This window comes from Pseudomonas sp. KU43P (genome assembly GCF_033095865.1).
GTDB lineage: Bacteria > Pseudomonadota > Gammaproteobacteria > Pseudomonadales > Pseudomonadaceae > Aquipseudomonas.
The window spans coordinates 3500308-3526953 of record NZ_AP019365.1; the positions used below are offsets into that span (position 1 = coordinate 3500308).

Below are 26646 nucleotides of genomic sequence, written 5' to 3' on the forward strand. Positions count from 1 at the left end.
AGGTCGTTTTTATCTTTGTAAGGAAACCGCATCAAGGCGGCCTCTCAGCTGCGGACCATATTATGGTATTCCAAACTTTTGACAACACTGGTGCGGTGTAAAAATCGGTAACTGATCCGGTTCAGCAGCTTGGGCCAGGGCGCTGATCTTGGTCAAAAGCCCCTGTTCATGCGGCTTTGCGCCACTCATCGTGAATTTCCGGCGTTGCGAAATTCCGCTTGCAAATCGAGTATTACGGTATACCATCAGACACATCAACGATAAAAACCGCGGACCACCGCAGCCCTTTCGAGGTACTCGCCATGATCGACGCAACCGTCTACAAGAACGTCCTGGGCTCTTTCCCGTCCGGCGTCACCGTCATCACCACCCTGGACGACGACGGCTCGATCGTCGGCCTCACCGCCAGCGCTTTCTCCTCCCTGTCGATGGACCCGCCACTGGTGCTGTTCTGCCCCAACTACAGCTCCGACTCCTACCCGGTGCTGATCAGGAACAAGCGCTTTGCCATCCACCTGCTCTCCGGCGGGCAGCAGGCCGAAGCCTACGCCTTCGCGAAAAAGGGCAAGGACAAGGCCGCCGGCATCGAGTGGACCCTGAGCGAACTGGGCAACCCTATCCTGGCCGGCGCCACCGCGGTGATCGAATGCGAACTGTGGCGCGAATATGAAGGTGGCGACCACGCCATCATGGTCGGCAAAGTGCACAACCTGATCGTCCCCGAGCAGGCACCACGGCCGATGGTGTACTGCCGCGGTAAGATGGCCAGCCTGCCCGCCTTCGCCTGAAACCCTAGCCTTTTTATTGTTGCCTGGCGCGCCAGGCGAGACTTTCAAGCTCCGAGGAAAGCCCCATGAAATTTTCGTTGTTCGTGCACATGGAACGTTGGGATGAACAGGTCAGCCACCGCCAGCTGTTCGAAGACCTGACCGAACTGACCCTGATGGCCGAGAACGGCGGTTTCAGCACCGTGTGGATCGGCGAACACCACGCCATGGAATACACCATCTCGCCAAGCCCGATGCCGCTGCTGGCCTACCTGGCCGCCCGCACCGAGAAGATCCGCCTGGGCGCCGGCACCATCATCGCACCCTTCTGGAACCCGATCCGCGTGGCTGGTGAATGCGCCCTGCTCGACGTGATCAGCAACGGCCGCATGGAAGTGGGCCTGGCCCGCGGCGCCTACCAGTTCGAGTTCGACCGCATGGCCGGCGGCATGCCAGCTACCGATGGCGGCAAGGCCCTGCGCGAGATGGTCCCGGCAGTGCGCGAGCTGTGGCAAGGCGATTACGCCCATGATGGCGAAGTCTACAAGTTCCCCACCTCCACCAGCGTACCCAAGCCGGTGCAGAAAGGCATGCCACCGATGTGGATCGCTGCCCGCGACCCGGACTCGCACAACTTCGCGGTGAAGCACGGCTGCAATGTCATGGTCACCCCATTGATGAAGGGTGACGAGGAAGTGCTGGACCTGAAGAACAAGTTCCAAGCTGCCCTCGACAACAACCCGGATGTGCCGCGCCCACAACTGATGGTGCTGCGCCACACCCACGTGCACAGCCCGGCCGATCCGGACGGCTGGAAAGTCGGTGCCCAGGCCATTTCGCGCTTCTACCGCACCTTCGATGCCTGGTTCGGCAACAAGACCACCCCGGTCAACGGCTTCCTGGAGCCCAGCCCTGAGTCGAAGTTCGCCGAGGTACCGGCCTTCGCGCTGGAGAACATCCGCAAGAACACCATGATCGGCACCCCCGAAGAGATCATCGCGCGCATCAAGTACTACCAGGAACTGGGCGTCGACGAGTTCAGCTTCTGGTGCGACAACAGCCTGCCCCACGCCGAGAAGAAGAAGTCGCTCGAGCTGTTCATCAAGGAAGTGGTGCCGGCGTTCGCCTGAATTCCCATTGCCTGAAATTGTTGCGGGACCAGCCCGCTCCCGGGGGCCCTTGTGGCCCACGCGAGCGGGCGTTTTTTTGAGGCCCGTCGGGGTGGATTCGGCGCCAAGCAGATCGAGCGCCGCCCGCGCGGCGCATCGCGGATAAATCCGCTCCTACATTTGTTGCAACGTGCCAGAGCCTGTCAGGCCATGTTTGTCCGCTTTTGGCGCCCGCCGAGATATTGCGTCGTACTCACGAGGCTGACGACCATGGCCTATCAGGCATAGGCACGTTGCAACAAATGTAGGAGCGGATTTATCCGCGATGCGCCGCACGGGCGGCGCTGGATCTCAAGAGCGACACATCTCTCAAGCCCTGACCCCCACCTTTCGTCCCTCGCCAGAGAGAAATTTCAACCCCCCTCTTGCACAACAAATATTATGGTATACCATCAGACAACAAGAGCTGATAACCCTCACCAGGAGCCCCCCATGAGTTTCGAAATCCGCAAGATCGTCACCTACTCCGAAGAGACCCGCATCGAAGGCGGCAAGGCCACCGACAAGCCGGTGACCATGGTCGGCCTGGCCGTCGTGATCAAGAACCCATGGGCCGGTCGCGGTTTCGTTGACGACTTGAAGCCGGAAATCCGTGCCAACTGTTCCGACCTCGGCGCACTGATGGTCGAGCGCCTGACCGCCGCCATCGGCGGTGCCGACAAGATCGAAGCCTACGGCAAGGCCGCCGTGGTTGGCGCCGACGGCGAAATCGAGCACGCCTCCGCCGTGATCCACACCCTGCGTTTCGGCAACCACTACCGCGAAGCCGTGCAGGCCAAGAGCTACCTGAGCTTCACCAACAAGCGCGGCGGCCCGGGCACCTCGATCCAGATCCCGATGATGCAGAAGGACGACGAAGGCCTGCGCTCGCACTACATCACCCTGGAAATGCAGATCGAAGACGCCCCGCGTGCCGACGAAATCGTCGTGGTGCTCGGAGCTGCCGACGGCGGCCGCCTGCACCCGCGCATCGGCAACCGCTACATCGACCTGGAAGAACTGGCGGCCGAAAAAGCCAACGCTCAATAACAACAACCAAGACGGGCCGGGGCGTTGCGTGCAAGCGCCACGCCCGACCTTCAAGGAGCGCCCTCCATGATTCAGCCTGTCGCTGAACGTACACCGGCCGGCACCAGTTACCTGGTCCAGGGCCAGGGCCAACCCGTGGTACTGATCCACGGCGTGGGCCTGAACAAGGAAATGTGGGGCGGGCAGTTCGTGGGCCTGGCCAACGACTACCGCGTCATCGCCTATGACATGCTCGGCCACGGCCACAGCGCCCTGCCTGCGGCCGATATCGGCCTGGAAGGCTATGCCGCGCAGCTCGCCGAATTGCTCGACCACCTGCAGATTGCTCAGGCCACGGTGATCGGTTTTTCCATGGGCGGCCTGGTGGCACGTGCCTTCGCCCTGGAATACCCGCAGCGCCTGTCTGCGCTGGTGGTGCTCAACAGCGTGTTCAACCGCACCCCGGAGCAAAGCGCCGGCGTTATCGCCCGCGCCGCCCAAGCCGCTGAACTTGGCCCCGACGCCAACGTCGACGCCGCCCTCGACCGCTGGTTCAGCCGTGAATACAAGGCTGCCAACCCGGCGCAGGTCGCCGCGATCCGCCAAGTGCTGGCGAGCAACGACCCGCAGGGTTACCACACCACCTATTCGCTGTTCGCCACCCAGGACATGTACCGCGCAGGCGACCTGGGCAGCATCCAGGTGCCGACGCTGATCGCCACCGGCGAACTCGACGCCGGCTCCACTCCGGCCATGACCCGCCAGCTCGCCGCCAGCATTCCCGGCGCGCAAAGCGTGGTGCTGGCCGAGCAACGGCATATGATGCCGGTAGAAGCGCCACGTGAAGTCAACAAGATGCTGCTCGACTTCCTGAGCCAAGCCCGCACCCTCACCGAATCCGCCAAGGGGATTGTTGCATGACCCTCGTTCGTTTCCAGATGTGCATCGACGGCCAATGGCTCGATGCCCAGAACGGCAAGACCTTCGACAGCCTCAACCCGGCCACCGCCCAGGCCTGGGCGCAACTGCCCGACGCCGACGAAACCGATGTAGAGCTGGCCGTACAGGCCGCCCAGCGTGCCTTCGAAAGCCCGGCCTGGCGCAGCATCACCGCCACCGCACGGGGCAAGCTGCTGCGCCGCCTGGGTGACCTGATCGCCGAGAACAAGGAGCACCTGGCACAGCTCGAAAGCCGCGACAACGGCAAGCTGATCCGCGAAACCCGCGGCCAGGTCGGCTACCTGCCGGAATTCTTCCACTACACCGCGGGCCTGGCCGACAAGCTCGAAGGCGGCACCCTGCCGCTGGACAAGCCCGACCTGTTCGCCTACACCGTGCACGAGCCGATCGGCGTGGTGGCCGGGATCATCCCGTGGAACAGCCCGCTGTACCTGACCGCGATCAAGCTGGCCCCGGCCCTGGCCGCCGGCAACACCATCGTGCTCAAACCTTCGGAGCATGCCTCGGCGACCATCCTCGAACTGGCCCGCCTGGCCCATGAAGCCGGCTTCCCGCCAGGGGTGGTCAACGTGGTCACCGGCTACGGCCCAAGCACCGGCGCGGCGCTGACCCGCCACCCGCTGGTACGCAAGATCGCCTTCACCGGCGGCGCCGCCACGGCCCGCCACGTGGTGCGCAGCAGCGCAGAGAACTTCGCCAAGCTGTCGCTGGAGCTGGGCGGCAAGTCGCCGAATATCATCTTCGCCGACGCCGACCTGGACAGTGCCATCAACGGCGCCGTGGCCGGCATCTATGCCGCCTCCGGCCAGAGCTGCGTGGCCGGCTCACGCCTGCTGGTGCAAGACGAGATCTTCGATGAGTTCGTTGCCCGCCTGATCGAGCGCGCCAAGCGCATCCGCATCGGCAACCCGCAGGACGACGCCAGCGAAATGGGCCCGATGGCCACCGCCCAGCAACTGGCCGTGGTCGAAGGCCTGGTGGCCGCGGCCAAGGCCGAAGGCGCCAAGCTGCACCTGGGCGGCAAGCGTGCCGACGTCGAGGGTGAAGGCTGGTTCTATGAGCCGACCCTGTTCGAATGCGACAGCAACGCGATGACCATCATGCAGGAAGAAGTGTTCGGCCCGGTCGCTGCGGTCATCCGCTTCAAAACCGAGGAAGAGGCCTTGGCGATGGCCAACGACTCGCAGTTCGGCCTCGCAGCCGGCATCTGGACCCGCGACCTGGGCCGTGCCCATCGCCTGGCCCGCGACGTGCGTTCGGGGATCATCTGGGTCAACACCTACCGCGCAGTGTCGGCCATGGCGCCGATCGGCGGCTTCAAGAACAGCGGCTACGGCCGTGAAAGCGGCATCGATTCGGTGCTGGCCTATACCGAGCTGAAGACCGTGTGGATCAACCTGTCCACCGCCCCGATGCCCGACCCGTTCGTGATGCGTTGAAGAGGTAACACAAGATGATCGAACCCGGCATCTACAAAGACGTGATGGGCTCCTTCCCGTCCGGCGTCACGGTGGTCACTACCCTGGACGCCGACGGCGGCATCGTCGGCATCACCGCCAGCGCGTTCAGCGCGCTGTCGATCGACCCGGCACTGGTGCTGTTCTGCCCCAACTATGCCTCCGATACTTACCCTATCCTGCGCGACAGCAAGCAGTTCGCGATCCACCTGCTGTCCGCCGACCAGACCGCCGAGGCCTATGCCTTCGCCGGCAAGGGCAAGGACAAGGCCAAGGGCATCGACTGGCACCTGAGCGAACTGGGTAACCCGTTGCTGGCCAAGGCCACGGCGATCATCGAGTGCGAACTGTGGCGCGAGTACGACGGCGGTGATCACGCGATCATCGTCGGTGCGGTGAAGAACCTGGTGCTGCCGGCCGACCCGGCGACACCGATGGTCTATCACAAGGGCAAGCTGGGGGCGCTGCCGCCGCTGGGTTGAGCCCTTGAGGCTGCTTTGCAGCCCAATCGCCGGCAAGCCGGCTCCCACAGGTAAGGCACCGTCAATGTGGGAGCCGGCTTGCCGGCGATTGGGCCGCGAAGCGGTCCCTGTTCCCCCTTTTTAGGGGCCCCGCTACCCTCTCACCCTCGGTTGCGGCCCCTGTTTTCATTCGGAGCGAAGCAATGAGCAACGAAAAGTACGACAAAGGCCTCGCGATCCGCACCCAGGTACTGGGCGAGGACTACGTCAACCGTTCCATCCAGAACGCCGACGACTTCGCCAAGCCCTTGCAGGAGCTGGTCACCGAGTACTGCTGGGGCCACGTCTGGGGCCGTGAAGGCTTGTCGCTCAAAGAGCGCAGCATGATAAACTTGGCCATGATTTCCGCGCTCAACCGGCCCCACGAGCTCAAGCTGCACATTCGCGGCGCATTGCGCAATGGCCTGAGCCGTGAACAGATTCGCGAGATCCTGCTCCAAGTCGGCATTTATTGCGGCGTACCCGCGGCGGTGGACAGTTTCCGCCTGGCCCGCGAGGCGTTCGCCGAAGCCGATACGGAGTCAACCCGTTAACAACGGGCTGTTCGAACCACTGCAAGGAGTGCCTCGGTTCGGGGTGCTCCGCGATGTTGGCGCAACAGCCTCATAAAGAGCGCACCTGATGAAACGCCAGCCACTCGACGACAGCTTCAAGGTCAACCGCAACCCCGTTACCCTGCGTGAAATCGTGCTCGACAAGCTGCGTGGCGCGATCATGAACTTCCACTTGCTCCCAGGCGACCGCCTGGTCGAGCGCGACCTCTGCGACCGCCTCGGGGTCAGCCGCACTTCGGTGCGTGAAGCCCTGCGTCACCTCGAGTCCGAAGGGCTGGTGGAGTTCGCCGACGCCAAAGGCCCACGCGTGGCCATCATCACCCTGGAAGATGCCCGCGATATCTACGAGCTGCGCTGCGTGCTCGAAGGGCTGATCGTGCAGCTGTTCACCCTCAACGCCAAGGCCAAGGACATCCGTGCCCTGGAGCGGGCGCTGGAGGTCAACCGCGAAGCGCTCGAAGAGGGCGAGCTGCAACAGGTACTGGACTCGGTACAAGGCTTCTACGATGTGCTGCTCGAAGGCTCCGGCAACCAGGTCGCAGCCCAGCAGCTGCGCCAGTTGCAAGCACGCATCAGCTACCTGCGCGCCACCTCGGTGTCGCAGGAGAACCGCCGCGGCGCCAGCAATCGTGAAATGGAAAAGATCGTCGAGGCCATCAAGAGCGGCGATCCGCTGGCGGCCCACCAGGCTTCGGTCGATCACGTCCGTGCCGCCGCCAAGGTGGCCTTGGACTACCTGCGCCAGAAGCAGGACGACAACACCAAGGTGCGCGACATTGTCGAGCCCCTGGTTCTTAAAGAACCTCGCATAGGCCGCTGACCATGCCCACCGCCCCGCGCTACTGTCCGCACTGCACCACGGAACTGGCCCGGGGCGTTCCCATCGGCGACACCCACGAACGCCTGCACTGTACCGGCTGCGGCTACATCCACTACATCAACCCGAAGATCATTGCCGGCTGCATCATCGAGCGCGATGGCAAGTACCTGCTGTGCCAGCGCGCCATCCCGCCGCGTCCAGGCACCTGGACGCTGCCAGCCGGGTTCATGGAGGCCGGCGAGACCACCGAGCAGGCGGCCCTGCGCGAGGTGTGGGAGGAAAGCGGCGTGCGTGGCGAAATCGTCTCACCGTATTCGATCTTCAGCGTGCCGAAGATAAGCGAGGTGTACATCATCTTCCGCGCCATCGCCACCGAAGAGACCGGGCAGTACGGGCCGGAAACACAGGCCTACAAGTTCTTCGCGCCGGACGAAATCCCCTGGGAAGAGATCTACTATCCGGCCATCCGGCAGATTCTCGAGCGTTACATCCTCGAACGCCAGGCGGGGGTCTATGGCATGTACATGGGCAATGACGACACCGGCAAGGTGCACTTCATGCGCTGAGCCAGTACTTGCTACCTGGTATTTTTGCCAGGTTCGGGATCTGAACCCGGCTGGTACCGTTCTCCACATCTTGGGCACTCGACCGTAACGCGACAGTTCGGTGCCGTCATGGGGTGGTGGAGACCGACGCAATGCGCAATCTGACAATTATGGTGGGGCTGCTGGCACTGGGCGCAGTCCTTTGGCTGGTACAGGCATCCGATACTGTTTTCCTTTCGGCCGACCAAGACAAGGAGGGGCCGCGGCCAAGCTGGATCGCGAGGCTATGGACGGCGAACGTTGCCCTTGAAAAACTGACCGTCAGTAGCGAGAAACTGGGGTTGACGCTTGCCGATCAGAAACCCCTCACCGCCCATAGGGTACGAGCGTTCACGCGGCACGACGGCACGCTGGTATGGCATGGCACGCTGAGCGCAGCAGGCGAAGCCGCGCCGGCCACCGGAACGCTGACGGCCGCGATGAACAATATAGTTCTGTTCAGCTGGAAGGGCCGAGCCACAGGGACATTGCGCTGGAATGGGCAGGTGTATCGGCTGCTTCCCACTGCGCAAGGCTATGTGCTCGAGGAAGTGAATGGCGCACAACTGCCACCGGATCACACACCCGACGAGACGATGGCGTCGGCAAGCCACCCCACCACCAACCCCAAAGCCCATGAGCCTGGCCATGCAACCATCCGGGTACTGATCGTCGCCACCAAAAATGCTGCCGAAGCCCATGAGGATCTGCCGGCGCTGGCCCGACTGGCTATCGAGGAGTCGAACTTCACCTATCTCAACAGCGACATCAACATGTCGCTGGAGCTCGCCGACTTCAGGCAACTGGATTACCAACAGGGCAGCAGCCCCGACATCGACCTGAGAAGGCTTGTAGCCACAAACGATGGGTACATGGACGGCGTACACCCGATGCGTGACGACCTCGATGCCGATGTCGTGGTTCTGGTGGTCGACACCATCATGGAAATGTGTGGCCGGGCACAAGCAAGACCAGCCACTTCAGAAAGCGCGTTCGTCTACGTGAACCTGAAGTGCATCGGCGTCTCCCGTTATACCACCGGCCACGAAATCGCCCATTTGCAAGGGGCATCTCACGAGTACTCCGAAGGTAGCAATGACCCGTTTCTCCATGGCCACGGCTACATTCATCAACCCGATGACCAGGCCGGCTGGCGCACGGTGATGGCCACTGTGGCAACACAGAGCGACGTCCGGCTGCCATTCTGGTCGGACCCGGAACGCTACATGAATGGCGATCCGATGGGGGATGCAGAAACCGCCGACAACCGTCGGTTGCTCGAGGAAACCAAATGGACCGTTGCGGGCTTTCGTTGAGCGTGAGTGGGCGCCGCCTGTTCCGGCCCTATCGCCGTCAACTCGGCGATAGGGCCGATGCACTCACCCCAACTGCCCGATGATCAACCCCACGGCCACCAGGATCATTGCCACCCCTGACACCTTGCCCACCCTTCTCGCCGCCTCCGGCCGCGTACTCAGCACCACCTTGGCGCCATACCCCACCAGCGAATAGATCACCAACGAACTGCACAGGTGCACCATCCCCAACAAGAGGATCTGCAGCGGTACCGGCCAACTGGATTGCGGGTCGGTGAACTGCGGCAGCAAGGCCAGGAACAGCAGGAAGACCTTGGGGTTGAGCCCGCTGACGCAAAAGCCCTTGAAGGCCCAGCGCGACCCTGTCTCCCCCGCACCGCCCTGCCCCGCTTCCGGTATTGCCGGGCTCAGCAGCAGGTTGCCGCCCAGCCAGAGCAGGTACGTACTGCCCGCCAAGGTCAACAAGGTCAGCGCCAACGGGTGCCCGGCCAACAGGCTACCCACCCCCGCTGCCACCACCAGGGTGGCGAGAAAATGCCCCGACAGCATGCCGGCCACCGCCGGCATGACCCAGCGCCCGCGCATGCCCGCCGAAATGGCGTAGGCCCAGTCAGCACCAGGGGTGATCACGAACAACAACGACACGGCCCAGAACGCCGTCAGCACACTGATCGCCACTTCACGTCTTCCTTCAAAAGGTTTGCAGTTGAAGAAAGCGTAAAGATTTCACCGGAGGATTTTCTTTCGTATATTTCCCCACATAGCCTAATTTCTGGAAGATTCTCCCCCATGGACCGTACAGACAGAAAGATCCTTGCCGAACTACAAAAAGACGGTCGTCTTTCGGTGACTGAACTGGCCGACCGCGTGGGCCTGAGCCTGTCGCCCTGCCACCGGCGGCTCAAGGCGCTGGAAGAGAGCGGCGCCATCCTCGGCTACCACGCGCGTCTGGCGCCGAGCGCGCTGGGGTTGAACTTTGCTGCGCTGGTATTCGTGACCTTGCGCGAGGTAACCCGCCAGCCGGTGGCGGATTTCGAGGCTGCCGTGAGTGAGATTCCACAGATCGTCGAGGCGCAGCGTTTGTTCGGTGACCCAGATTACCTGCTGCATGTGGTGGCCAAGGACTTGCCGGCGTTCCAGAAGCTGTATGACGAGCAGCTGACCAGTATTCCCAATGTGAAGCGGCTGAGCTCGACGCTGGTGATGAAAGAGGTGATTCAGGATCGGATGCTGCCGATGTAGGTGGCTGGCACACCGGCCCTCTCGCCAGCCAGCCGGCTCCCACAGGTAAACCCGCAACGCAGCGTTCAGCGGGGCATCTGTGGGATGCCGGCTGGCCCGCGATAGGGCCAGTACAGGCACCCATTGCACCCGCACCCCAATTGCACACAGCGCACCACCGTTGCACATCCACCTGGATGCATACCCACCGCAACCCGCCAAGCCCGGGCCTTCCCGCCCGATGGCCCGCTCCTTGCTACCACTCATCCCTTAACCTTTTGTCAGCCTTAGCTTTTTTAACGTTTATGGGCACATATTTACTAATTTCTCCTTCCCCTCGCACCCCGCATCATCGCTCCAACAAGAACGCGTCGCCCTTCGCCGGCACGTACCCGGGCAGCACCCGTTGCCCAACCTTGCCTTGGAGTCAGTCATGACCAGTGCAGCCAACTCGGCACCCCTCATAGAAAAACACACGATCGGCTATGTGCCCCCGCAAGACCGCCATGGAAAGGTAAGGGATCTGTTCACACTGTGGTTCGGCGGCAATATCGCGCCGTTGCCCATCGTCACCGGCGCGCTGGGCGTGCAGTTGTTTCACCTGAACCTGGTGTGGGGCATCGTCGCCATTCTGGTCGGCCACCTGGTCGGCGGTGTGCTGATGGCGTTGCACTCGGCACAAGGCCCGCAGATGGGCATCCCGCAGATGATCCAGAGCCGTGCCCAGTTCGGTTCGCTCGGTGCCCTGCTGGTGGTGGTGATCGCCGGGGTGATGTACATCGGCTTCTTCGCCTCCAATATCGTGCTCGCCGGCAAATCGCTGCACGGCGTGGTCGATACCGTGCCGGTGCCCGTGGGTATCGTCGTCGGCGCGCTGGGCTCGGGGATCATCGGCATCATCGGCTACCGCTTCATCCACGTGCTCAACCGCATCGGCACCTGGGTGCTGGGCATCGGAATCGTGGTCGGCTTCGGCTACATCTTCACCCACGTGCAGAGCGACGACTTCCTGACCCGCGGCGGCTTCAACCTGGCCGGCTGGCTGGCCACCGTGTCGTTGGCGGCGCTGTGGCAGATCGCCTTTGCCCCCTATGTGTCGGACTACTCGCGCTACCTGCCGGCAGACGTGAAAGTCTCGTCGACGTTCTGGACCACCTACCTGGGTTCGGCGCTGGGCTCGAGCCTGTCGTTCATCTTCGGCGCCGTGGCGGTGCTGGCGATTCCTGCCGGCATGGACACCATGGACGCGGTCAAGCTGGCCACCGGCACCCTGGGCCCGATCATGCTGGTGCTGTTCCTGCTCAGCGTGATCAGCCACAACGCCCTCAACCTGTATGGCGCGGTGCTGTCGATCATCACCCTGATCCAGACCTTCGCCTACCGCTGGATCCCCACCGCCAAGAGCCGCGCCGTGCTGTCGCTGGTCGTGCTGGCCGCTTGCTGCGTGGTAGCGGTGTTCGCTTCGGCAGACTTCATCGGCCACTTCGTCGATATGGTGCTGGTGCTGCTGGTGGTGCTGGTGCCGTGGACGGCAATCAACTTGATCGACTTCTACGTGATCCACAAGGGCGACTACGACATCCAGTCGATCTTCAAGGTCGATGGCGGTATCTATGGCCGCTACAACCCGCAGGCGCTGATCGCCTACGCCGTGGGCATCGTGGTGCAGATCCCGTTCATGAACACGCCGCTGTATGTCGGGCCGATTTCCGAGCACATCAACGGTGCCGACCTGTCGTGGCTGGTGGGCCTGGTCATCACCTCGCCGCTGTACTGGTGGCTGGCGAGCCGTGACAGTGCCTATCGCCGTCGGCAGACGAGTGCCAAGATGGCGGCGGCGTAAGCCGTAGGGTCGACAGGTGCATGCCTTGCGTATCGGATCGTTTGTGAGACCATCGGCATGCACCTGACAACCCCGCGAGGAAGGCCCCATGAAGATCGCCAGTTTCGATGTCGACGCGCAAAACTATTCTTTTTTGGACACCTAAAATTTACTACTAAAAAAAATCATTATATTTCATTGAATTACGAATTTAATGAACCTTCCGATTTGACATTACGCTCCCCCCTCCTAGCCTTCACCTATCGATAGCTTCGTGTGGATGCGCAGCGATGTTCGTGACGGTGATCAACAGAAAGCTGTGCTTGCACGTCCCAAACGAGCTCATGAGACGCGGCTTGAGCGTCAAGACTGCTCAAATTCCGGAGGTTCTGTCGGACGAAATTGCACTCAGTATTGGAGAGTCATTCGTCACCCGTTATAACGGATGTACATTTCATGCTACCTCGACTCACTTTGAGTCAATTAAACACCTCTTCGGCTTCATGGGTGAGTATTCACGCCCACTGCCAAGTGAATCATTTCATATGCGGATATTTCTTGCGGATAGTATGAAGTATCTCCTGTCCTACCCTTTTTCCACGAGCCCTTCACCTGCCACACGCATACGACACTGGAATAGCTATACAAGACTAATCACACAACTTATGCGTGATCGAAAGGTGCCACCAGCGCCGCTCCCGTCAACCAAGATGCCTCGTCCGGTAGAGTTGGAGGATACCTCTAACAACGGGCTGCTGGGCGAAACTTTGGTCAAGCTTCCCATCCCCGTGCCCCCTGATGAGACTTGGCCTGACTGTTATTTGGGAACACCGACTTACATTAATCAAAGCGATTCTTTCCTAGCCTCCACAGAGAAAAAGCTGAAATTCCTTTCCGAGACCACCGACCAAGTGATTGAGGAGTTCTGGACTAGGAGATCAACATTTTATAAAGCATGCCGTGAGCGAATAGATGCCATTAGCCCCGAGTGGGCACTAGAATTACTGAAAATCCTGGATAACAAAACCATCCATCAATTCCCGCCTGAAATAAACCCTAAAACTGAAGAGGGCCTAATTAATCTCCTGGCCATTTTCAAGTATATGCTAATTAATCATGATGATATAAATGATATCAGCTGGAGTGCTTTTGCAAACTCATCACCGAGACTTGATTTCACCATTTACCTACAAGGCAAGATAAGAACAGCACTCCAGATTTACACAGGACACAAACCTCAGAAAAAATTGAAAGTCACACGATTTCTCAAGATGGCAATGGGATTACCGTCATCAACTGATTACGCTGCTGCTATGGCGTTATTGATCCACGACCATCCCAACTTCAACCCCATGGCCTTGGAGGAGGCAAAACTCACCGACAAAAATGGACATAGATATTTGATCGCCAAGTCGGCGTACGCTAATGCAAAGTTCAGCGTGGAGAAGCGTCGCGCAAAAAGTCGAAAAAAAGCTGATCTGTCAGACCGCTCAATCTCAATACTGGAAGAGATTCTTGAGCAAACAGACATACTGCGCAATAAGCTGCTTAACAAGAAACACCCAGCCTCGCACTCATTATTCATTGACATAAGTGCACATACCATCAATCAAGTTACAAGGGTCTCCCACGAATTTTCAGCACCCAACAGGAGCTTATGGAGCGAGATCAAAGACAGATTGGAACCGGCAGGAATTCCGGTATCCAGCTTCAACTTGTCTTCAATTCGTAACACGCAAGGAATACTTGAGTGGTTCAGCACCGGATCTGTACGCATGATGGCAAAGAAAATGGGCAACAAAGTGCGCACAGTATTAAGGTGCTATATACCACCTTGGATATTGAGAAGGCAATTTGAGCGAATAGCGCGAGCATTTCAGCAGAAGCTCATAATCTTGGCGAACATCCAATGCCCGTGGCTTCTGGAAGCCTCGGACTTTAATACCAAAGATGATCTTAAAAAATTCATCTTCAGCACATTGGTGTGCCCAAATGGTCGCGACCAATTCACCAACGTGATGGAGTCGGCATTTCGCTCAAATTTTCCGGAAGATTTCGAGCCATTCCAAAACCTCAAATCCAAGTTTCTTTATCTTAATCTCGCCCCAGAAAACCTGGCCGCACTAAGAATATACCTGAGTTATGAAGAAACAAATTCACACACCGCTAACGACTTAAAGCAGGAACGTATAGGAATCAATGAGATTTCTGTGCACGATTTAAAGATGATAGCACGCATGATTCAAAGTGCAGTGGAAAACCCTGTAACCACAGGCGCAGAGCGATCAATACGCACCAACTTACAGGGAAACTCTTTCGAAGAGCTTATGGGTGCGTGGCACAAGTCCACGTTAGTTATGCAAAAGTGGAAAATCGATGGCGTGCACCCTAAAATAACACCATGAGATTAATGCCCATTAACAAGTCACCAGTGAGTCATTAGCCATGTCACGCTATCTCAAAAAAAGATACTCGACCGCCGACATGGATGCACTCATCGCCCAAGCGCAGAATCACCTCATTCACACAACCGATTTCGTCGCCGCTTGGCTTTTAGATGGTGCCATTGGATCAACGAGGTGGAAAACTGCAAATGGAAACAAACACTTTAAAACAAAAAATGGCTGGCAAGATACTGTCGATGTGAATTTCAAGATCAAATTAGCTGACGGCAGTTTTCTGACTGACCCTGAAAATGCCATACTTCTGACCGGGCTACAGAAGTGGGCCTTTCATTTGCGAAATGGACTATACGGAACGAACCCTGGGCCAAGGACGTGGGAGGAAAGTATAACGCCAATCTTAAACATTGCAGCATGGATGTATCTACAAAAAGACCGACTCCTTCCACACCAACACGGCTTCAATCTCCTAGATAAAGACTCAATAAAAGGACTAGTCAATGAAGTCGCGCAGGGCGGATGGGAACACGCACTATGCGTAATACCACGATTACTCGATCATCTTCACACAAAAGCATTTGGAGAGACAGCGCCTCAACTCTTTCACGACAACCCCTTTAACCTTCCCGACCCAATTAAAATAGCAATACTAGATTCACTTGCCTTAGACTCCACATACAGAAAAGTCAAGGAGGCTGTAGGCGGTAGAACTCGCGAGCGGATATCTGTTTCATATGCCAGGCATGTGCTCGGCAGGCCCGGAGTTTCTGGAAAGAATTCGAAGCTGGTGGTATTTCTAGCGCAGTTCAATAATACCCCCCGCACCACACCGCTGGTTAAAGACTATTATAGGGCATCAGAACGTCCGAAACATCACGCGCCATTAGCAGAGGTAGTTAAAGTACAAGCGGCTAGTGAAGGCACCCTCAGACTCCTTAGCCAAAAGATTAACCTTTTATGCCGCGGCTACGTCCATGAGGAAACTACGATACCTAGGATAGACCTTGACGCCAAACAATTAAAAGCCATGATTGCTGACAAAGTGGCGGTAAGCACGCACAAGCAAATGATCCCTTTGAAGTTTGGCCTTAAAATTCTGCGCCGCTCGACAGAGCTTGTCATAGTGCACGGAAAGTCAATAATAAACTGTGCCCTAGAATACATATCGCTTTTAGAGTCAGACAAAGATATTATCGACATCCACTCAAGGAGAGCCCGCGCTGAACGGCACCTACCGCGTATACTTTCCAAGCACAAATCCTCAGACTTAGAAGGGGCACCAGGTAAACCACTCGCGGAAGCACTAAATATAGAATGCGGCTATAATCAAATAATCAGCAATGACTTCAGGCGCCTTGGTTTAAACCAAGCGCTCGCCATTCTGATTGGCGCAACATGCAATATCATTTCAATACTTAAACCCCTACGCATTGATGAGCTTGTCAAGCTAAAACGAAACTGCCTGCTCGATGACACACTACTTGGCGGCTCTTGGCTTGAGTCAAGCGTTGGCAAAACCGGCTCCGAAGGCATCAATATGGAATTGGCGCGCCCAATTCCAAGGCTTGTGCTAAAAGGCATAAGACAGCTACAGCACCTAGGATCTAACCTCGCGGTAATCTATGGAGACTCATCGGAGTATGCGCAGGGAGCGCTATTTTATTTCCCATCACTGGCGAAACTTCAGAAAAGCGCTGCGATATCCATCGAACCTAGAATCAGAAGGTGCATGGAACTTTTCACCGACTACATAGAGGCTCCAGTTGATGAATATGGCCGTCGCTTTTATCCCAGCCCTCATGAATTTAGAAAGTTTTTTATTCTTCTAATGTACTGGCACGAGCAAAACCTAGGCTTCAATGTTGCTTCATGGATGGCGGGGCATACAATGGTGCAACACACTCAAGCCTATACTGATGCATCCATAAATGCTGATGAGATAAGCCTCTGGGAGGCTGAGTGCATCGAAGATAAAATAATTGAACTGGAGGTAGCTCGCTCTGAGCGACATGATCTAAATGGTTTGATCGCTTTATACGAGGCTGTCAAAGAACGCTTCGGCGTTGGCCAGATTCGTGGCTTACCTCGAAGCGAATATTTGGAGTTTCTTCAAGACTTGCGCGCTGAGGGCATCATCAAAGTCAAGCCGTATCTGATCTTCGCACCTGGCACCTCAGAGCCTGACGGTATAGATTTGGCTTTCAAATTTGAAGATAAACAAGATGAACAATTCTAGCATCCTAAATGCGCAGAACAGATTCAGCTGGCTAGATCAGCTGCTCAATTCAAATATCACTCCAACAGCCGAACTTATTCCCTACCTGAAAGATTTAAGATCATTTTGCAACCTAAGTATTCCTGGGTTCTTTAAAAAGATTTCTTACAACACCTTGCAAAATGCTACTCTAAATCCAAAAACAACTTATACATTGAACGCCAACTCACGAGACCGCTGGGAACTCATGAAAAACAAGCGAGAACAAGCGTATAGATTCTTGCTGGAATCGTTCCCTCCCACTTCAATTAAAGAGGAAATTGAGCAAAACTCCAGAGAGTATAAGGCACAAATTAGAGAGTGCCTTTGGCACGCCACTCAATGTTCCCAAGCATATTTGGAACTGTTCAGGGACTTGAAAAATTTTCTCGATACCACCGACAACAACTCGTCAAATATAGATATAATAAAGCTGAAGAACATATTTGACAAAAGCCGCATAAGGTATTTAGACATAATCTCATCAAGCTCAGCGCCTGAAACACTTACTCCGGAACCTGCCAAGCTCAGGCTGATTGACGGAGGAAAAGATGCTTAAGTCACTTTTCATAGAGTATCTTTCTGCAGAAATACCTGATTATGTGGATTTTCGTAAAGAAATATCCGTCCTTAAACATAAAAAATCCATCGCTCTGTTACGCTGGCCAAATGGAAAACCGTGCTCATTATTGAATCTTTGGCTGTTCGACATTGCGACGCGCTCCACCGGCCAATCGCTTCGGCAGTACAGTAGTAACGTCAGCTTTTTCATAAGATATTGCTACGCGCATAATATTAATTTCACCGATACTACCGATGCTATTCTGTACTCCTTGGCCAAGGAGCTTACTAACCAGCGTGACCCTAGGCACCCAGATTCCTACAAGCGTGACAACAATAGAGTAAGAGCCATAATATCTACAGTTATTGAGCTACTTAAATGGCTTGAATCTAACACACGCCTAAAAGGCGAACAGGCACTAATTGGCACCCCTGAAGCAAATGCAAAAGTAACAATCACAAAGGCTACAAACCCAGTCAACGGCAAGACTTACTACGTTCATCCATCAATGCCGCCTGAGGTCAGTGAACAAGGCGATAAGAATGCAATGCCGGACAGCTTCATTGATGCTATCGACAATCAGATTTCAAGGAACAGGCTTGCAGCAATCACAGAAGAACATCTAGTCCAAGCCAGGTTTACGTCAGCAGAAAAATTCAGGGCACAGCAGGAGTATTTGTATTCGCGAAGAATATTTATGACCTGGTGCATGAAAACAACAGGATTAAGACCCGGTGAGCTGGTTGCAATCCCCATCACTCCTCTTCTGAACATATCCGCCACACGCGATCTTCAAATACCTACACTAAAGAGAAGAGTTGAACCGCCTCCAATCCGGCACTTTCGCATTAACGTTACTGGTTGCCGACAGGTCAACAGGTACCTGCGAGCACGCGAGGACTTCATCCAGAGCCTGGCTAGCGCTGGATCGCATCCGGCGCATCAAAATTCGATATTTTTTACGCAAGATGGTGCACCTCTCTCCAGTGCTTCCATGGCCAAGGACTTCAGGAGGCTGGCTGACAGTGCAGGGCTAGGTGATGAAAAAGTTTGTTTATCCATGTTCCGGCATCGGTTCATAACCATGGAGATTTTAATACACATACGAGAACTTGTGGACTCTAAAAAGCCAAGCATAGAGGCCCTTTCAGAAGCGCTAATTAAAACAATATGTGAGAGAATTCGAAAAAAAATAGGACATGGATCACCTAAATCAATGTGGCACTACTTTGATGCTGCATTCGATTTGTTAGAGATTTGGGACTCCATTGATGATGCTCTCGAACATATTTCAGCTTTGGATAACATTAACGATGAGATTAAGCGTTTGAAGCACGTAATGCTTCGTGATGGTGCATCAGAGGAGCAAACGAGCCTAGTCGCGTCTCTCCAGGAACAGATAGATGCGATCCGCGCAAAAAGAGGCCGTAAGCCTTAAGGAATTGAACGAGGTACCCAGTGTTTATGTTCGTGAGTAAGGTTGAGCCCAAACGACAGAAACTATTGGATTGACACTATGCGCCCTGTTGCCTTTACAGGCAATGGCTGCATGGCGATCTAGATGGTCTTTTCGCCTTATGTCCGTTAACTGCACAAGCCGCATTTGAGCCAAGCCTTTGCCTGTCACCTGTCATATTAATTCTTGCCCTTGAACAGGTGGGCTAGCTCTGGAGGCTCCCTCGTCAGCCAGCAAACTCGCGAGCTTAAGCGGAGTCTCGATGATGCTCAGGTCTCATAGACCAAAGTCGGCTCCGAACGCTGCATACAGGTAGACCTATATCACCACCATATGTATTGTCAGAAGTTGATCATGGGCCAAATACAACCCAGCCAAGGCCAATGCAGCCCCCTCGCATCTCATCTCAACGCAGCCCTTTCGCATTTCAACAAGATGCTCAGGTCTCATCGACCAAAGCCGAGCGATCGCCACCCAATCAGGTGGTTAATTTCCCATTGTGGCTTCTGAAAAAGATCGAATGTGGCTTACTCGCTTTTCGCCATTCTAGACCGAGGCCAGAACCTCTTCTTCCGACTGCTCGATAGCCTCTTCCACCTCAAGCTGATGGCGCGTCCACTCAGCAGCGATGGCAGGGTTCTCGATGATCTGCTGCTCGATGCGCTGGGTCTCTTTGAACTCAAGGGCCTTGGCGCTCATTGTCCATTGCGTTTCAACGCCCAACTGCTCCAGCTCCGCGCGGATGGCAGGAAGGCCGATACGGAAGAACTCCTTGCGCGGGTTGACCTTGTTCACCTGCTCCCGAAGGAAGTGACGATGGAGCTGCTTCTCCAGTCCAGGGGCGTCGTCACTGAAGATCATCGCGTGAACGTCGAACTCAAACGGCACGCTTGCATCACCCAGCTCACGCACCCGATCCAGCGGTTCGAGACGGCGGGTCATGCCAATCTTGAATACCTCCTCACCGAACGAACCGATGTTGGAGATGACGTAAACATGGCCCGCTCGCGTCTGTTGAGCCATGGAAATCGCGCGCTGGTTCTTGTCCTCGGCGGCTTGCAGTTGCTCTTGCAGAAGCGCCAGGCGCGCTTCGAACTCGGCTCGCTCAGCAGCACTAGCTGCAGCAACTTGCTCCTGGGCTTTTTCCAACGCCTTGCGCAAGGTGGCCTCTTCTTTGGCGGCCTCCTTGATCGCTCGCTCGAACTCACGACGCGCCTTCTCTTCCTCGCGAATTTGTTCGCGCAGTTGGCGTTGTTCCTCGCGCTCCTGGTCTTTGAGCAGCTTCGCCGTTACCGCCCAACGCAGCTCTTCCAGGCGGGAGTTCATGTATTCCTCGGCGATCCGCGCATTGCGGAATGAAGCACCATTGAGGTTGACCAGGGCCGCAGCATCGCGAATCTCTTGCTCAAGCTTGCCGTGGTTATCGGATTTGGAGCGGGAGAGGATGGAGTCGACCTTGCCATTGAAGGCATCCACCACGAATCGCACTGCAGTGTCGCGACGGTTTGCTTCTACATAATCACATGTCGCAGCCCTACCCGCCTTGACCATGAAGCGCGTATAATTCCGGGCGGCCTTGAGTTTCTGGCCAGCTTCGGTAAAACCAAATTCTTCTGCGAGGTCATCCAGGAGGTTGTAGGTCGGCACGATGTACGCGTCGCCGTAGCCCTCCACCACGTTCTTCATGGCCTGGGCTGCATCAGCGAAATGCTTGGCTTTGCCCATTGCAGCCAGGGCATCCCCTGCCACCTGCTCAGCACGCGCTTGAGCATCGGCAACAATCTTCGCGGCATCTGCAACGGCTTGCTGCAACCGGGTCTCGGCTTGGTTCACCCTGGACTGGGCGTGATTCAAGATCTGATCCCGCTCCAGCTTCGTTTTGCCTAGGATCTGAGACCTTTCCGCTTCCGCATCTAGAATGGCTTGCTTAAGGCGACTTTCAGCTTCCTGCACCTTTGCCTGGGCTTGCTGCAGGAGTTGGCTCCGTTCCGATCGGGCTTCCCCCAGGATCCTCGCAGCTTCTGCTTCGGCATCGAGGACGCTCCTGAAACGCTCAAGCTCAATGAGCGTCTGATCAAGTTTCGACTTGAACGACGCTGACTCTTCCTCGGTGAGCTTGAGATCGTTTTGCCTGGCTGCCAACTCTATTCTCAGTTGGTCGATTTGGCCCTTGGCCCTGATGCTTTGAACGAAGAATGCGAGGGCAGTTATCCCTGCAACTATTGCTAGAAGCTCCATGCGCCGTTATCCATGTCCGTGACAAAACGTGGATCCTACATTGCCGGCATGGCCATCCGCCACCATCCTCGCTTGCGATCCATCGCGCCCTCTTACCTCTCTTAATAGAAGGGCTTTAAAAAGGAACCACATCTCAGGATACGGGCATCCATGCTCCGTACTCCTCGGACGGTTCGCTCTACTGAGTTAGCAAGGCATCATCCAAGAATCCGTGTCCACATCCCCTGTCACAAAGGGCCCCTTGGCTCCAGTGAAACGGCAGCTTGTGATGGTTGTGTTTCGCAAATCAGCATTGGTCAGATTGGCCATGAAGAAATACGAGCCACGAAGATACGCCAGACGCAGGTCTGCGCCCTCCAGGTTCGCCTTTGCGAATTTGGCCTCATAAATGTTCGCCCCTGGAAGGATGGTTGGATCCACGTAGAGCGAAATGAATTAGCAACGCCGTAGATCTGCTCCCTCGTAGGAGGTGCAGTAACTGCCCCAGACGCCCCACATCACGCTGTCAGGTGCGTAGAGGCCATCCAGGCAGAACATGACAGGGCCGGTACGCTCCAACACGTACCTGAGCACCATGTTGCTGAAGTCAAAACGCTCGAAAGTCACATGATGGTGCTCAGCGGCCTCTGAAACGCTGATGGCGTTCTTGCCTGCATCGACCAACGCAGCCAGCTGCCGCTCGAAGACCAGCGGCTCGTACATGAAATTGACAGGCGCAGGCCAAAGCTTTTGCTTCATGTTGAAATCGCAAAAGCGCTCGAAGAGCCTACTCTCCCGGGAAACCTCGTTGTAAACCAATTTGAGATCGCGAGCGACCAGCTGAAGCCAGTGGCTGTGTTTCAGAGGCCCCTGCCCATAGTGAGCCAGTGAGCCCAGAGCTTCAGGCGTTTCGGGGAGTTTGGGGTCACGCTGGCGACACTTCGCCAAATGGCGCAGGTGCTGCAGGAGAGGAGAAGTCGAGCTTTTCATGGTGGCCAATCCTTCAGGTAAGCAGTGTCCTAGTCCCTGCTACCAAAAGAATGGCTAAAGAAGGGTGAAGCGTCACAGCAACGGTACGATTGTTTTACAGAACTAGGACTGACGGCAGCCGCTCTACCGATGGCTGAATGTGCCCTTCCAGTGGCGAGCTGTCAAGACAGGCTGCACAGCCAGGCTTTGAACACACGCTTGCGTGCCAACCCACCAGAAGGGAAAAACCAAAAGTCACAATATCTTTAGTTTGCACGCTTTCCTAGGTGTCGAGTTTTGCATAAATTGGGGGGCGTTTTGATCGTCCGCTGGACGAAATGCTGACGACGCGGATATGCCGGAAGGTGGGGCTTCCAGGCAATCCAGAGCGGACAGCACGCCACTGAAGACTGTCTCACCATCAACTCATTTATGTTGCTTTTACATGGCAGTAAAGCTTGAGTTTCTGACTACAGATCCGGAAGAGATCGAACTGGCCAACCGCTACTGGGCAATGAACGAGCACGGGGAATTCCTGGAGGTTCTGAAAGAGCTTCTCCCGTTTCGAGAGCTTAAGCAGCCCGCGCAACTGGCTAAGTACGTCCGGAAAATATGCATCGCACACGACCTGAACCACGCTTGCAAGTGTGGCAACCTGATGCGGGCAGATGGGCGTTCGGACGTAAAAAAGGTACCCCGCCAGTCCCACTACCCTTGTGAACAATGCGTTCAGACGCAACAGCGGGAGCAACAGGCTCGCGCAGTTGCCGAAAAGGCCGAGCTGGACGTGCAACTGGCCTCGCACATCGATTGGATGAAGCGTAAAACCATCGTCTTTCTGGAGCTCGAAGACGATGTGGTACTGCTGCTACGTGCATTGTTTGACGCTGTGGGGCCGCGACTTTGGAACGGCAGCTTCACCCATGAGACTTGCTCGGGCCTGACTCCCTACAACCCCGGTGACTTCATCAACGGGCTGTACGGAAAAGGTGTGCTAGGCGACATACCAGAAGGGACTCGCCCCAACACCTATTTCCTTCACGAGGGAAGACTGCGCATCAGGCTGAACCAAGCAAAACTGTTCCTACCGCCAGATGCTGACATGGGCTGCGGTGAGGAAATTTTCGACTTAATGATGGATCGTCAATTCACTAACTCCGAGGCATTGACCAACCTATGGCTCGATTATGCGTGTGACGATGTCACCTGGTACCTGATGGATCAGTGCGACCTTCACAATCGGGAAATTCTCCCTGAGGATTTCATCAAAATCCAAGACGTCATCCGCCATGGGTTGCGCACGCATAGCGTCGCTCAAATGTGGTACATCATGTGGAAGGTAGCACGTGATGCAGCAGCATTATCCACACGGTCTTACTACAGCGATCACCGAGCTACGGCCACTATTCCTGGCAAGATTCGGAAACAGCTGGAGATCGCTGAGAAGAAAGGGGAACTGAGGAGCGACTGGAATCGACAGCAGGCCCACATCGCTGGCACATTGGGCATGGTGTTTAATGAGCACTTCGGGATCAACGAGTATTCCAGTGGCGCAGCTGTCCTGAAGATGTTTGAACGACTGAGCGGCCAATCTGAATCAGCAGGCGGATTCGAAGGCATCGCAACGGCATTCATGAGAGATACGTTGGATTTGAACACGTCGCTGCCAGCCTTGGAGGCATTCGCCGAGATGATCCGGTCGGGCCTGACAACGGGAGATGCGCTCATCGAGACGGTTCAACGTAATCCCGAGCTCTTTCATAGCTAAGGAAGCGCTAGCATCAATTGATAGGCTGTCATAAACCCTGCCATTGCCCCCCCTTGGAGAAGCCCCCTTGAAAGGGGGCATTGGCACTAATGTAGCGTGTCGAAGCGGCGCCCAAGCATCCGCTGCTGAAATTCGTTTACAGCCTTGAACAGCGCTTCGGCCTCCAGCCGCATGCGCTCGACGTCCTCATCGGGCAGCTTCGCCTGCTGAGCTTCGTAGTAGCGCTTCATCGCATCAAGGGCCTGGGTCATGATAGGGCGCACCTGACTCAGCGGCGTGCACTGTGCCTACTGCAGGCAGGTCGATGGACATGACAAAGTAGGTGGCCGGGTCGTAGTGCAGGGTGCGGCCCCCCACAGTCATCGACTTACTCCCTTGCAGGATCAAGTTAATCATTGGGTCGTAGACAGCAGCCAGCATGTGCTCCGGGATTTTGCCCTGAACCATGGCTACACGCGGGATGCCTGTCTCGGTGCGGCGGTTTTCGGCTCTGGCGGCCAGGGCGCGGAGTTCATCAATTTGAGTGGTCATGGCTGGCATGCTGACGGCAGCGAGTGACGCCGTGCAAGCAAAAAGCAGAAACAGGCAGGATCGAAGTAGCAATGGGCGCGTCGGCAATCCGCGATGTGATTACTGTGAAGCCTCAGTTGATCGCTAGCGGAGTAGCACATGGGCGTTATCGTCATAACAGGAGGCAGCCGGGGTATCGGCGCCAGTACGGCCCGCTATCTGGCCCGGCGTGGCATGGGTGTCATCCTTACCTACAAGAGCAACTCGGATGCGGCACGGCAGGTGGTAGCTGACGTTGAAGACTTCGGTGGCAAAGCGGTTGCGCTGGAACTGGATGTCGCAGATGTCGGTAGCTTTGTCAGCTTTCGCGAGGCCGTCATCGAGACCTTGCAAGAAAACTGGGGCGTGAGCGGGCTTGCCGGACTTGTGAATAATGCGGGGCACGGCCTTTTCAATCCGCTGGAATCGGTCAGCGAGCACCAGTTTGACGCGCTGCTCGGCGTGCACCTGAAAGGCCCGTTCTTCCTCACCCAGACCTTGTTACCGTTGCTGGAAGCGAACGCTTGCATCGTCAACCTGACCAGCGCCACCACCCGCGTAGCGACGGCGGGTGTTGCGCCCTACGCCTCCTTCAAAGGGGGGCTTGAAGTGCTCACCCGTTACATGGCCAAGGAGTTCGGCGAGCGCCGTATTCGTGCCAACTCGGTTTCACCGGGTGCAATCCGCACTGAGCTGGGCGGTGGTTTGAACGATGAGTTCGAGACGCTACTGGCGTCCCAGACGGCGTTGGGCCGGGTAGGCGAACCCGAAGATGTGGCGCGCGTCATCGGTACGCTGTTGTCCGCCGAGGGCGCCTGGATCAACGCCCAGAACATTGAAGTCGCTGGCGGTTACAACATCTGAGCACAGGAGCGTTTTCAATGCTTGACCACATTTTCCTTTCAGTAAGCGATATCGAACGTTCCATCCGCTTCTATGACGCAGCCCTGACGCCACTTGGCATAACGGCACGGCTGAATTATGACGGCAAGGACGGGCCACCTGGGCATCCCGATCTAAAGGGCTTTGGTGCCAACGGCCGGATGTTTTTCTGGCTGCGTGAAGGCATTGTCGAGGGCGGCGCCGTGCATGTCGGCTTCGTCGCCCGCAACAAGGCTGAAGTGGACGCGGCCTATGCTGCGGCCATGCGTCATGACGCCATCGACAACGGCGCACCGGGTGCCCGTTTGCACTACGACCCTGATTACTACGCTGCCAATGTGCTGGATCCGGACGGGTACAGCCTCGAATTCGTTTACAAGAAATGGCAGCACGCACAATGAAAAAACTTCTGATCTACGGTGCCACGGGTTACACCGGTCGCATGGCGGCAGAGCGGGCAAAAGCGCTTGGGCTGAATGTTGAAATTGCCGGGCGCGATCGTTCGCGCCTGGCGTCACTCGCTGATCAGTTGGGTGTACCTTTTCGAGTGTTCGAGGCCGACGCCCACGCCGAGGCGTCCTTATCGGACATTTCAGTATTGCTCAACTTCGCAGGGCCTTTCGCGCATACGGCTGAAGCCTTGATGCGTGCTTGCATGAAAGCTGGTGCGGACTACCTGGACATCACTGCCGAGATCAACGTTTACCGATTGGCTGAGAGGCTTGGCACTGAGGCGGCCTCCCATTCTGTCATGCTGATGCCGGGTGTCGGATGGGACGTCGTGCCCACCGACTCCCTCGCAATGCAAGTTGCCAAACGTGTCAAAGATCCGTTCGCACTGAGCATCGCGCTTCAAGTACCAGGCTCGATGTCCCGAGGGTCGGCCATGAGTGTCAGCGAAATCATCGGGGCAGGCGTACTCATCAGGATCGATGGCGAACTCGTTGCAACGCCTGATGCAACGCCGCGTAATTTTGATTTTGGAGAGGGGCCGGTACTCTGCGCACCTTTGTCATTCGGCGACCTGGTAACCGCCTGGCATTCGACCGGCATCGCGAACATCACGATGTTCGTTCATGTATCAGGCGATGCATTTCCAGAGGGAGATCTGTCTCGACTGCCTGACGGGCCCAGCGCTGAAGAGCGAGATGCTCATCGAGCGCGGGCAGTGGTAGAGGTGATGGGAACAGATGGATCAATTGCTCGCTCCGTGATCGACACCGTCAATGGCTACACCTACACGCCTTTGTCCGCAGTGGCAGCTGCGGGACGAGTACTGAACGGTGAGCGCCACACAGGATTTGCGACACCCGCTCAAGTCTTTGGGAGTGGATTTGCCGAAAGCATCGTGGGCACGCACATCACCAATTTTTAATCAGAGGCCTTAC

Annotated in this window: 25 protein-coding genes and 1 pseudogene; 20 read left to right on the top strand and 6 right to left on the bottom strand. The window is 56.5% G+C overall.

Annotated features, from left to right (window positions below; genetic code table 11):
- Positions 1-302 precede the first annotated feature (302 nt).
- From KU43P_RS15815 to KU43P_RS15860, 10 genes are all read left to right on the top strand, one after another.
- A complete protein-coding gene (locus KU43P_RS15815) occupies positions 303-788 on the top strand; it encodes a flavin reductase family protein (RefSeq protein ID WP_317658307.1) in 486 nt (161 codons plus the stop codon).
- 65 nt (positions 789-853) lie between these two features.
- Positions 854-1897, top strand: a complete 1044-nt coding sequence (locus KU43P_RS15820) for an LLM class flavin-dependent oxidoreductase (RefSeq protein WP_317658308.1) — start codon at positions 854-856, stop codon at positions 1895-1897.
- Positions 1898-2368: 471 nt separating this feature from the next.
- Positions 2369-2965 (top strand): amino acid synthesis family protein, encoded by a 597-nt coding sequence (locus KU43P_RS15825; RefSeq protein ID WP_317658309.1) that lies wholly within the window; start codon positions 2369-2371, stop codon positions 2963-2965.
- A 66-nt stretch (positions 2966-3031) separates the two neighbouring features.
- Positions 3032-3865, top strand: a complete 834-nt coding sequence (locus tag KU43P_RS15830) for an alpha/beta fold hydrolase (protein WP_317658310.1) — start codon at positions 3032-3034, stop codon at positions 3863-3865.
- Positions 3862-5343: an aldehyde dehydrogenase gene (locus KU43P_RS15835; protein WP_317658311.1), complete on the top strand. Its 1482-nt coding sequence runs from the start codon at positions 3862-3864 to the stop codon at positions 5341-5343. The genes KU43P_RS15830 and KU43P_RS15835 overlap by 4 nt, the downstream gene beginning before the upstream one ends.
- Before the next feature lie 14 nt (positions 5344-5357).
- Positions 5358-5843: a flavin reductase family protein gene (locus KU43P_RS15840; RefSeq protein WP_317658312.1), complete on the top strand. Its 486-nt coding sequence runs from the start codon at positions 5358-5360 to the stop codon at positions 5841-5843.
- Positions 5844-6025: 182 nt separating this feature from the next.
- The gene (locus KU43P_RS15845) at positions 6026-6415 is read left to right on the top strand and encodes a carboxymuconolactone decarboxylase family protein (RefSeq protein ID WP_317658313.1); all 390 of its coding nucleotides are present in this window, start codon (positions 6026-6028) and stop codon (positions 6413-6415) included.
- 88 nt (positions 6416-6503) lie between these two features.
- Positions 6504-7256 (top strand): GntR family transcriptional regulator, encoded by a 753-nt coding sequence (locus KU43P_RS15850; RefSeq protein WP_317658314.1) that lies wholly within the window; start codon positions 6504-6506, stop codon positions 7254-7256.
- A 2-nt stretch (positions 7257-7258) separates the two neighbouring features.
- A complete protein-coding gene (locus KU43P_RS15855; RefSeq protein ID WP_317658315.1) occupies positions 7259-7822 on the top strand; it encodes an NUDIX hydrolase in 564 nt (187 codons plus the stop codon).
- Between the two features lie 131 nt (positions 7823-7953).
- On the top strand, positions 7954-9156 hold the full coding sequence (locus tag KU43P_RS15860) for a M12 family metallo-peptidase (protein WP_317658316.1): 1203 nt from the start codon (positions 7954-7956) through the stop codon (positions 9154-9156).
- Between the two features lie 63 nt (positions 9157-9219).
- On the opposite strand, the gene KU43P_RS15865 is transcribed toward KU43P_RS15860, so the two are convergent.
- A complete protein-coding gene (locus tag KU43P_RS15865) occupies positions 9220-9834 on the bottom strand; it encodes a LysE family translocator (RefSeq protein ID WP_317658317.1) in 615 nt (204 codons plus the stop codon).
- A gap of 111 nt (positions 9835-9945) precedes the next feature.
- Between KU43P_RS15865 and KU43P_RS15870 the strand changes: the two genes are divergently transcribed.
- From KU43P_RS15870 to KU43P_RS15895, 6 genes are all read left to right on the top strand, one after another.
- Positions 9946-10398: an Lrp/AsnC family transcriptional regulator gene (locus KU43P_RS15870; RefSeq protein WP_317658318.1), complete on the top strand. Its 453-nt coding sequence runs from the start codon at positions 9946-9948 to the stop codon at positions 10396-10398.
- Positions 10399-10810: 412 nt separating this feature from the next.
- Positions 10811-12220, top strand: a complete 1410-nt coding sequence (locus KU43P_RS15875) for a purine-cytosine permease family protein (protein WP_317658319.1) — start codon at positions 10811-10813, stop codon at positions 12218-12220.
- A 335-nt stretch (positions 12221-12555) separates the two neighbouring features.
- Positions 12556-14604 carry a hypothetical protein gene (locus tag KU43P_RS15880; RefSeq protein ID WP_317658320.1) on the top strand — a complete coding sequence of 683 codons (2049 nt, stop codon included), beginning with the start codon at positions 12556-12558 and terminating at the stop codon, positions 14602-14604.
- Between the two features lie 79 nt (positions 14605-14683).
- A complete protein-coding gene (locus KU43P_RS15885) occupies positions 14684-16837 on the top strand; it encodes a hypothetical protein (protein WP_317658321.1) in 2154 nt (717 codons plus the stop codon).
- Positions 16824-17414, top strand: coding sequence for a hypothetical protein (locus KU43P_RS15890; protein WP_317658322.1), 591 nt, complete (start codon positions 16824-16826; stop codon positions 17412-17414). The genes KU43P_RS15885 and KU43P_RS15890 overlap by 14 nt, the downstream gene beginning before the upstream one ends.
- Positions 17407-18855 (top strand): hypothetical protein, encoded by a 1449-nt coding sequence (locus tag KU43P_RS15895; RefSeq protein ID WP_317658323.1) that lies wholly within the window; start codon positions 17407-17409, stop codon positions 18853-18855. The genes KU43P_RS15890 and KU43P_RS15895 overlap by 8 nt, the downstream gene beginning before the upstream one ends.
- Before the next feature lie 564 nt (positions 18856-19419).
- Here the strand turns inward: KU43P_RS15895 and KU43P_RS15900 are convergent.
- From KU43P_RS15900 to KU43P_RS15905, 3 genes are all read right to left on the bottom strand, one after another.
- The gene (locus KU43P_RS15900; protein ID WP_317658324.1) at positions 19420-21111 is read right to left on the bottom strand and encodes a DUF4041 domain-containing protein; all 1692 of its coding nucleotides are present in this window, start codon (positions 21109-21111) and stop codon (positions 19420-19422) included.
- Positions 21112-21297: 186 nt separating this feature from the next.
- Positions 21298-21531: a pentapeptide repeat-containing protein gene (locus KU43P_RS27090; protein ID WP_411567218.1), complete on the bottom strand. Its 234-nt coding sequence runs from the start codon at positions 21529-21531 to the stop codon at positions 21298-21300.
- 15 nt (positions 21532-21546) lie between these two features.
- Positions 21547-22080, bottom strand: a complete 534-nt coding sequence (locus KU43P_RS15905; RefSeq protein WP_317658325.1) for a hypothetical protein — start codon at positions 22078-22080, stop codon at positions 21547-21549.
- Between the two features lie 424 nt (positions 22081-22504).
- Here KU43P_RS15905 and KU43P_RS15910 point away from each other — a divergent pair, with 424 nt between their 5' ends.
- Positions 22505-23827: a hypothetical protein gene (locus KU43P_RS15910; RefSeq protein WP_317658326.1), complete on the top strand. Its 1323-nt coding sequence runs from the start codon at positions 22505-22507 to the stop codon at positions 23825-23827.
- Positions 23828-23913: 86 nt separating this feature from the next.
- Here the strand turns inward: KU43P_RS15910 and KU43P_RS15915 are convergent, their stop codons facing one another.
- Both KU43P_RS15915 and KU43P_RS15920 read right to left on the bottom strand, forming a co-directional pair.
- On the bottom strand, positions 23914-24078 hold the full coding sequence (locus KU43P_RS15915) for a hypothetical protein (protein ID WP_317658327.1): 165 nt from the start codon (positions 24076-24078) through the stop codon (positions 23914-23916).
- A gap of 1 nt (position 24079) precedes the next feature.
- Positions 24080-24358 (bottom strand): annotated as a pseudogene (locus tag KU43P_RS15920) (AraC family transcriptional regulator); the annotation flags it as partial.
- Between the two features lie 138 nt (positions 24359-24496).
- Between KU43P_RS15920 and KU43P_RS15925 the strand changes: the two are divergent.
- From KU43P_RS15925 to KU43P_RS15935, 3 genes are read left to right on the top strand one after another with little or no spacing between them, the layout of a single operon-like run.
- On the top strand, positions 24497-25240 hold the full coding sequence (locus tag KU43P_RS15925; protein ID WP_317658328.1) for an SDR family NAD(P)-dependent oxidoreductase: 744 nt from the start codon (positions 24497-24499) through the stop codon (positions 25238-25240).
- Positions 25241-25257: 17 nt separating this feature from the next.
- Entirely contained in the window at positions 25258-25659 is a 402-nt protein-coding gene (locus tag KU43P_RS15930) for a VOC family protein (protein WP_317658329.1), read from the top strand.
- The gene (locus KU43P_RS15935) at positions 25656-26633 is read left to right on the top strand and encodes a saccharopine dehydrogenase family protein (protein ID WP_317658330.1); all 978 of its coding nucleotides are present in this window, start codon (positions 25656-25658) and stop codon (positions 26631-26633) included. Before KU43P_RS15930 ends, KU43P_RS15935 begins: the two co-directional genes overlap by 4 nt.
- Positions 26634-26646 lie beyond the last annotated feature (13 nt).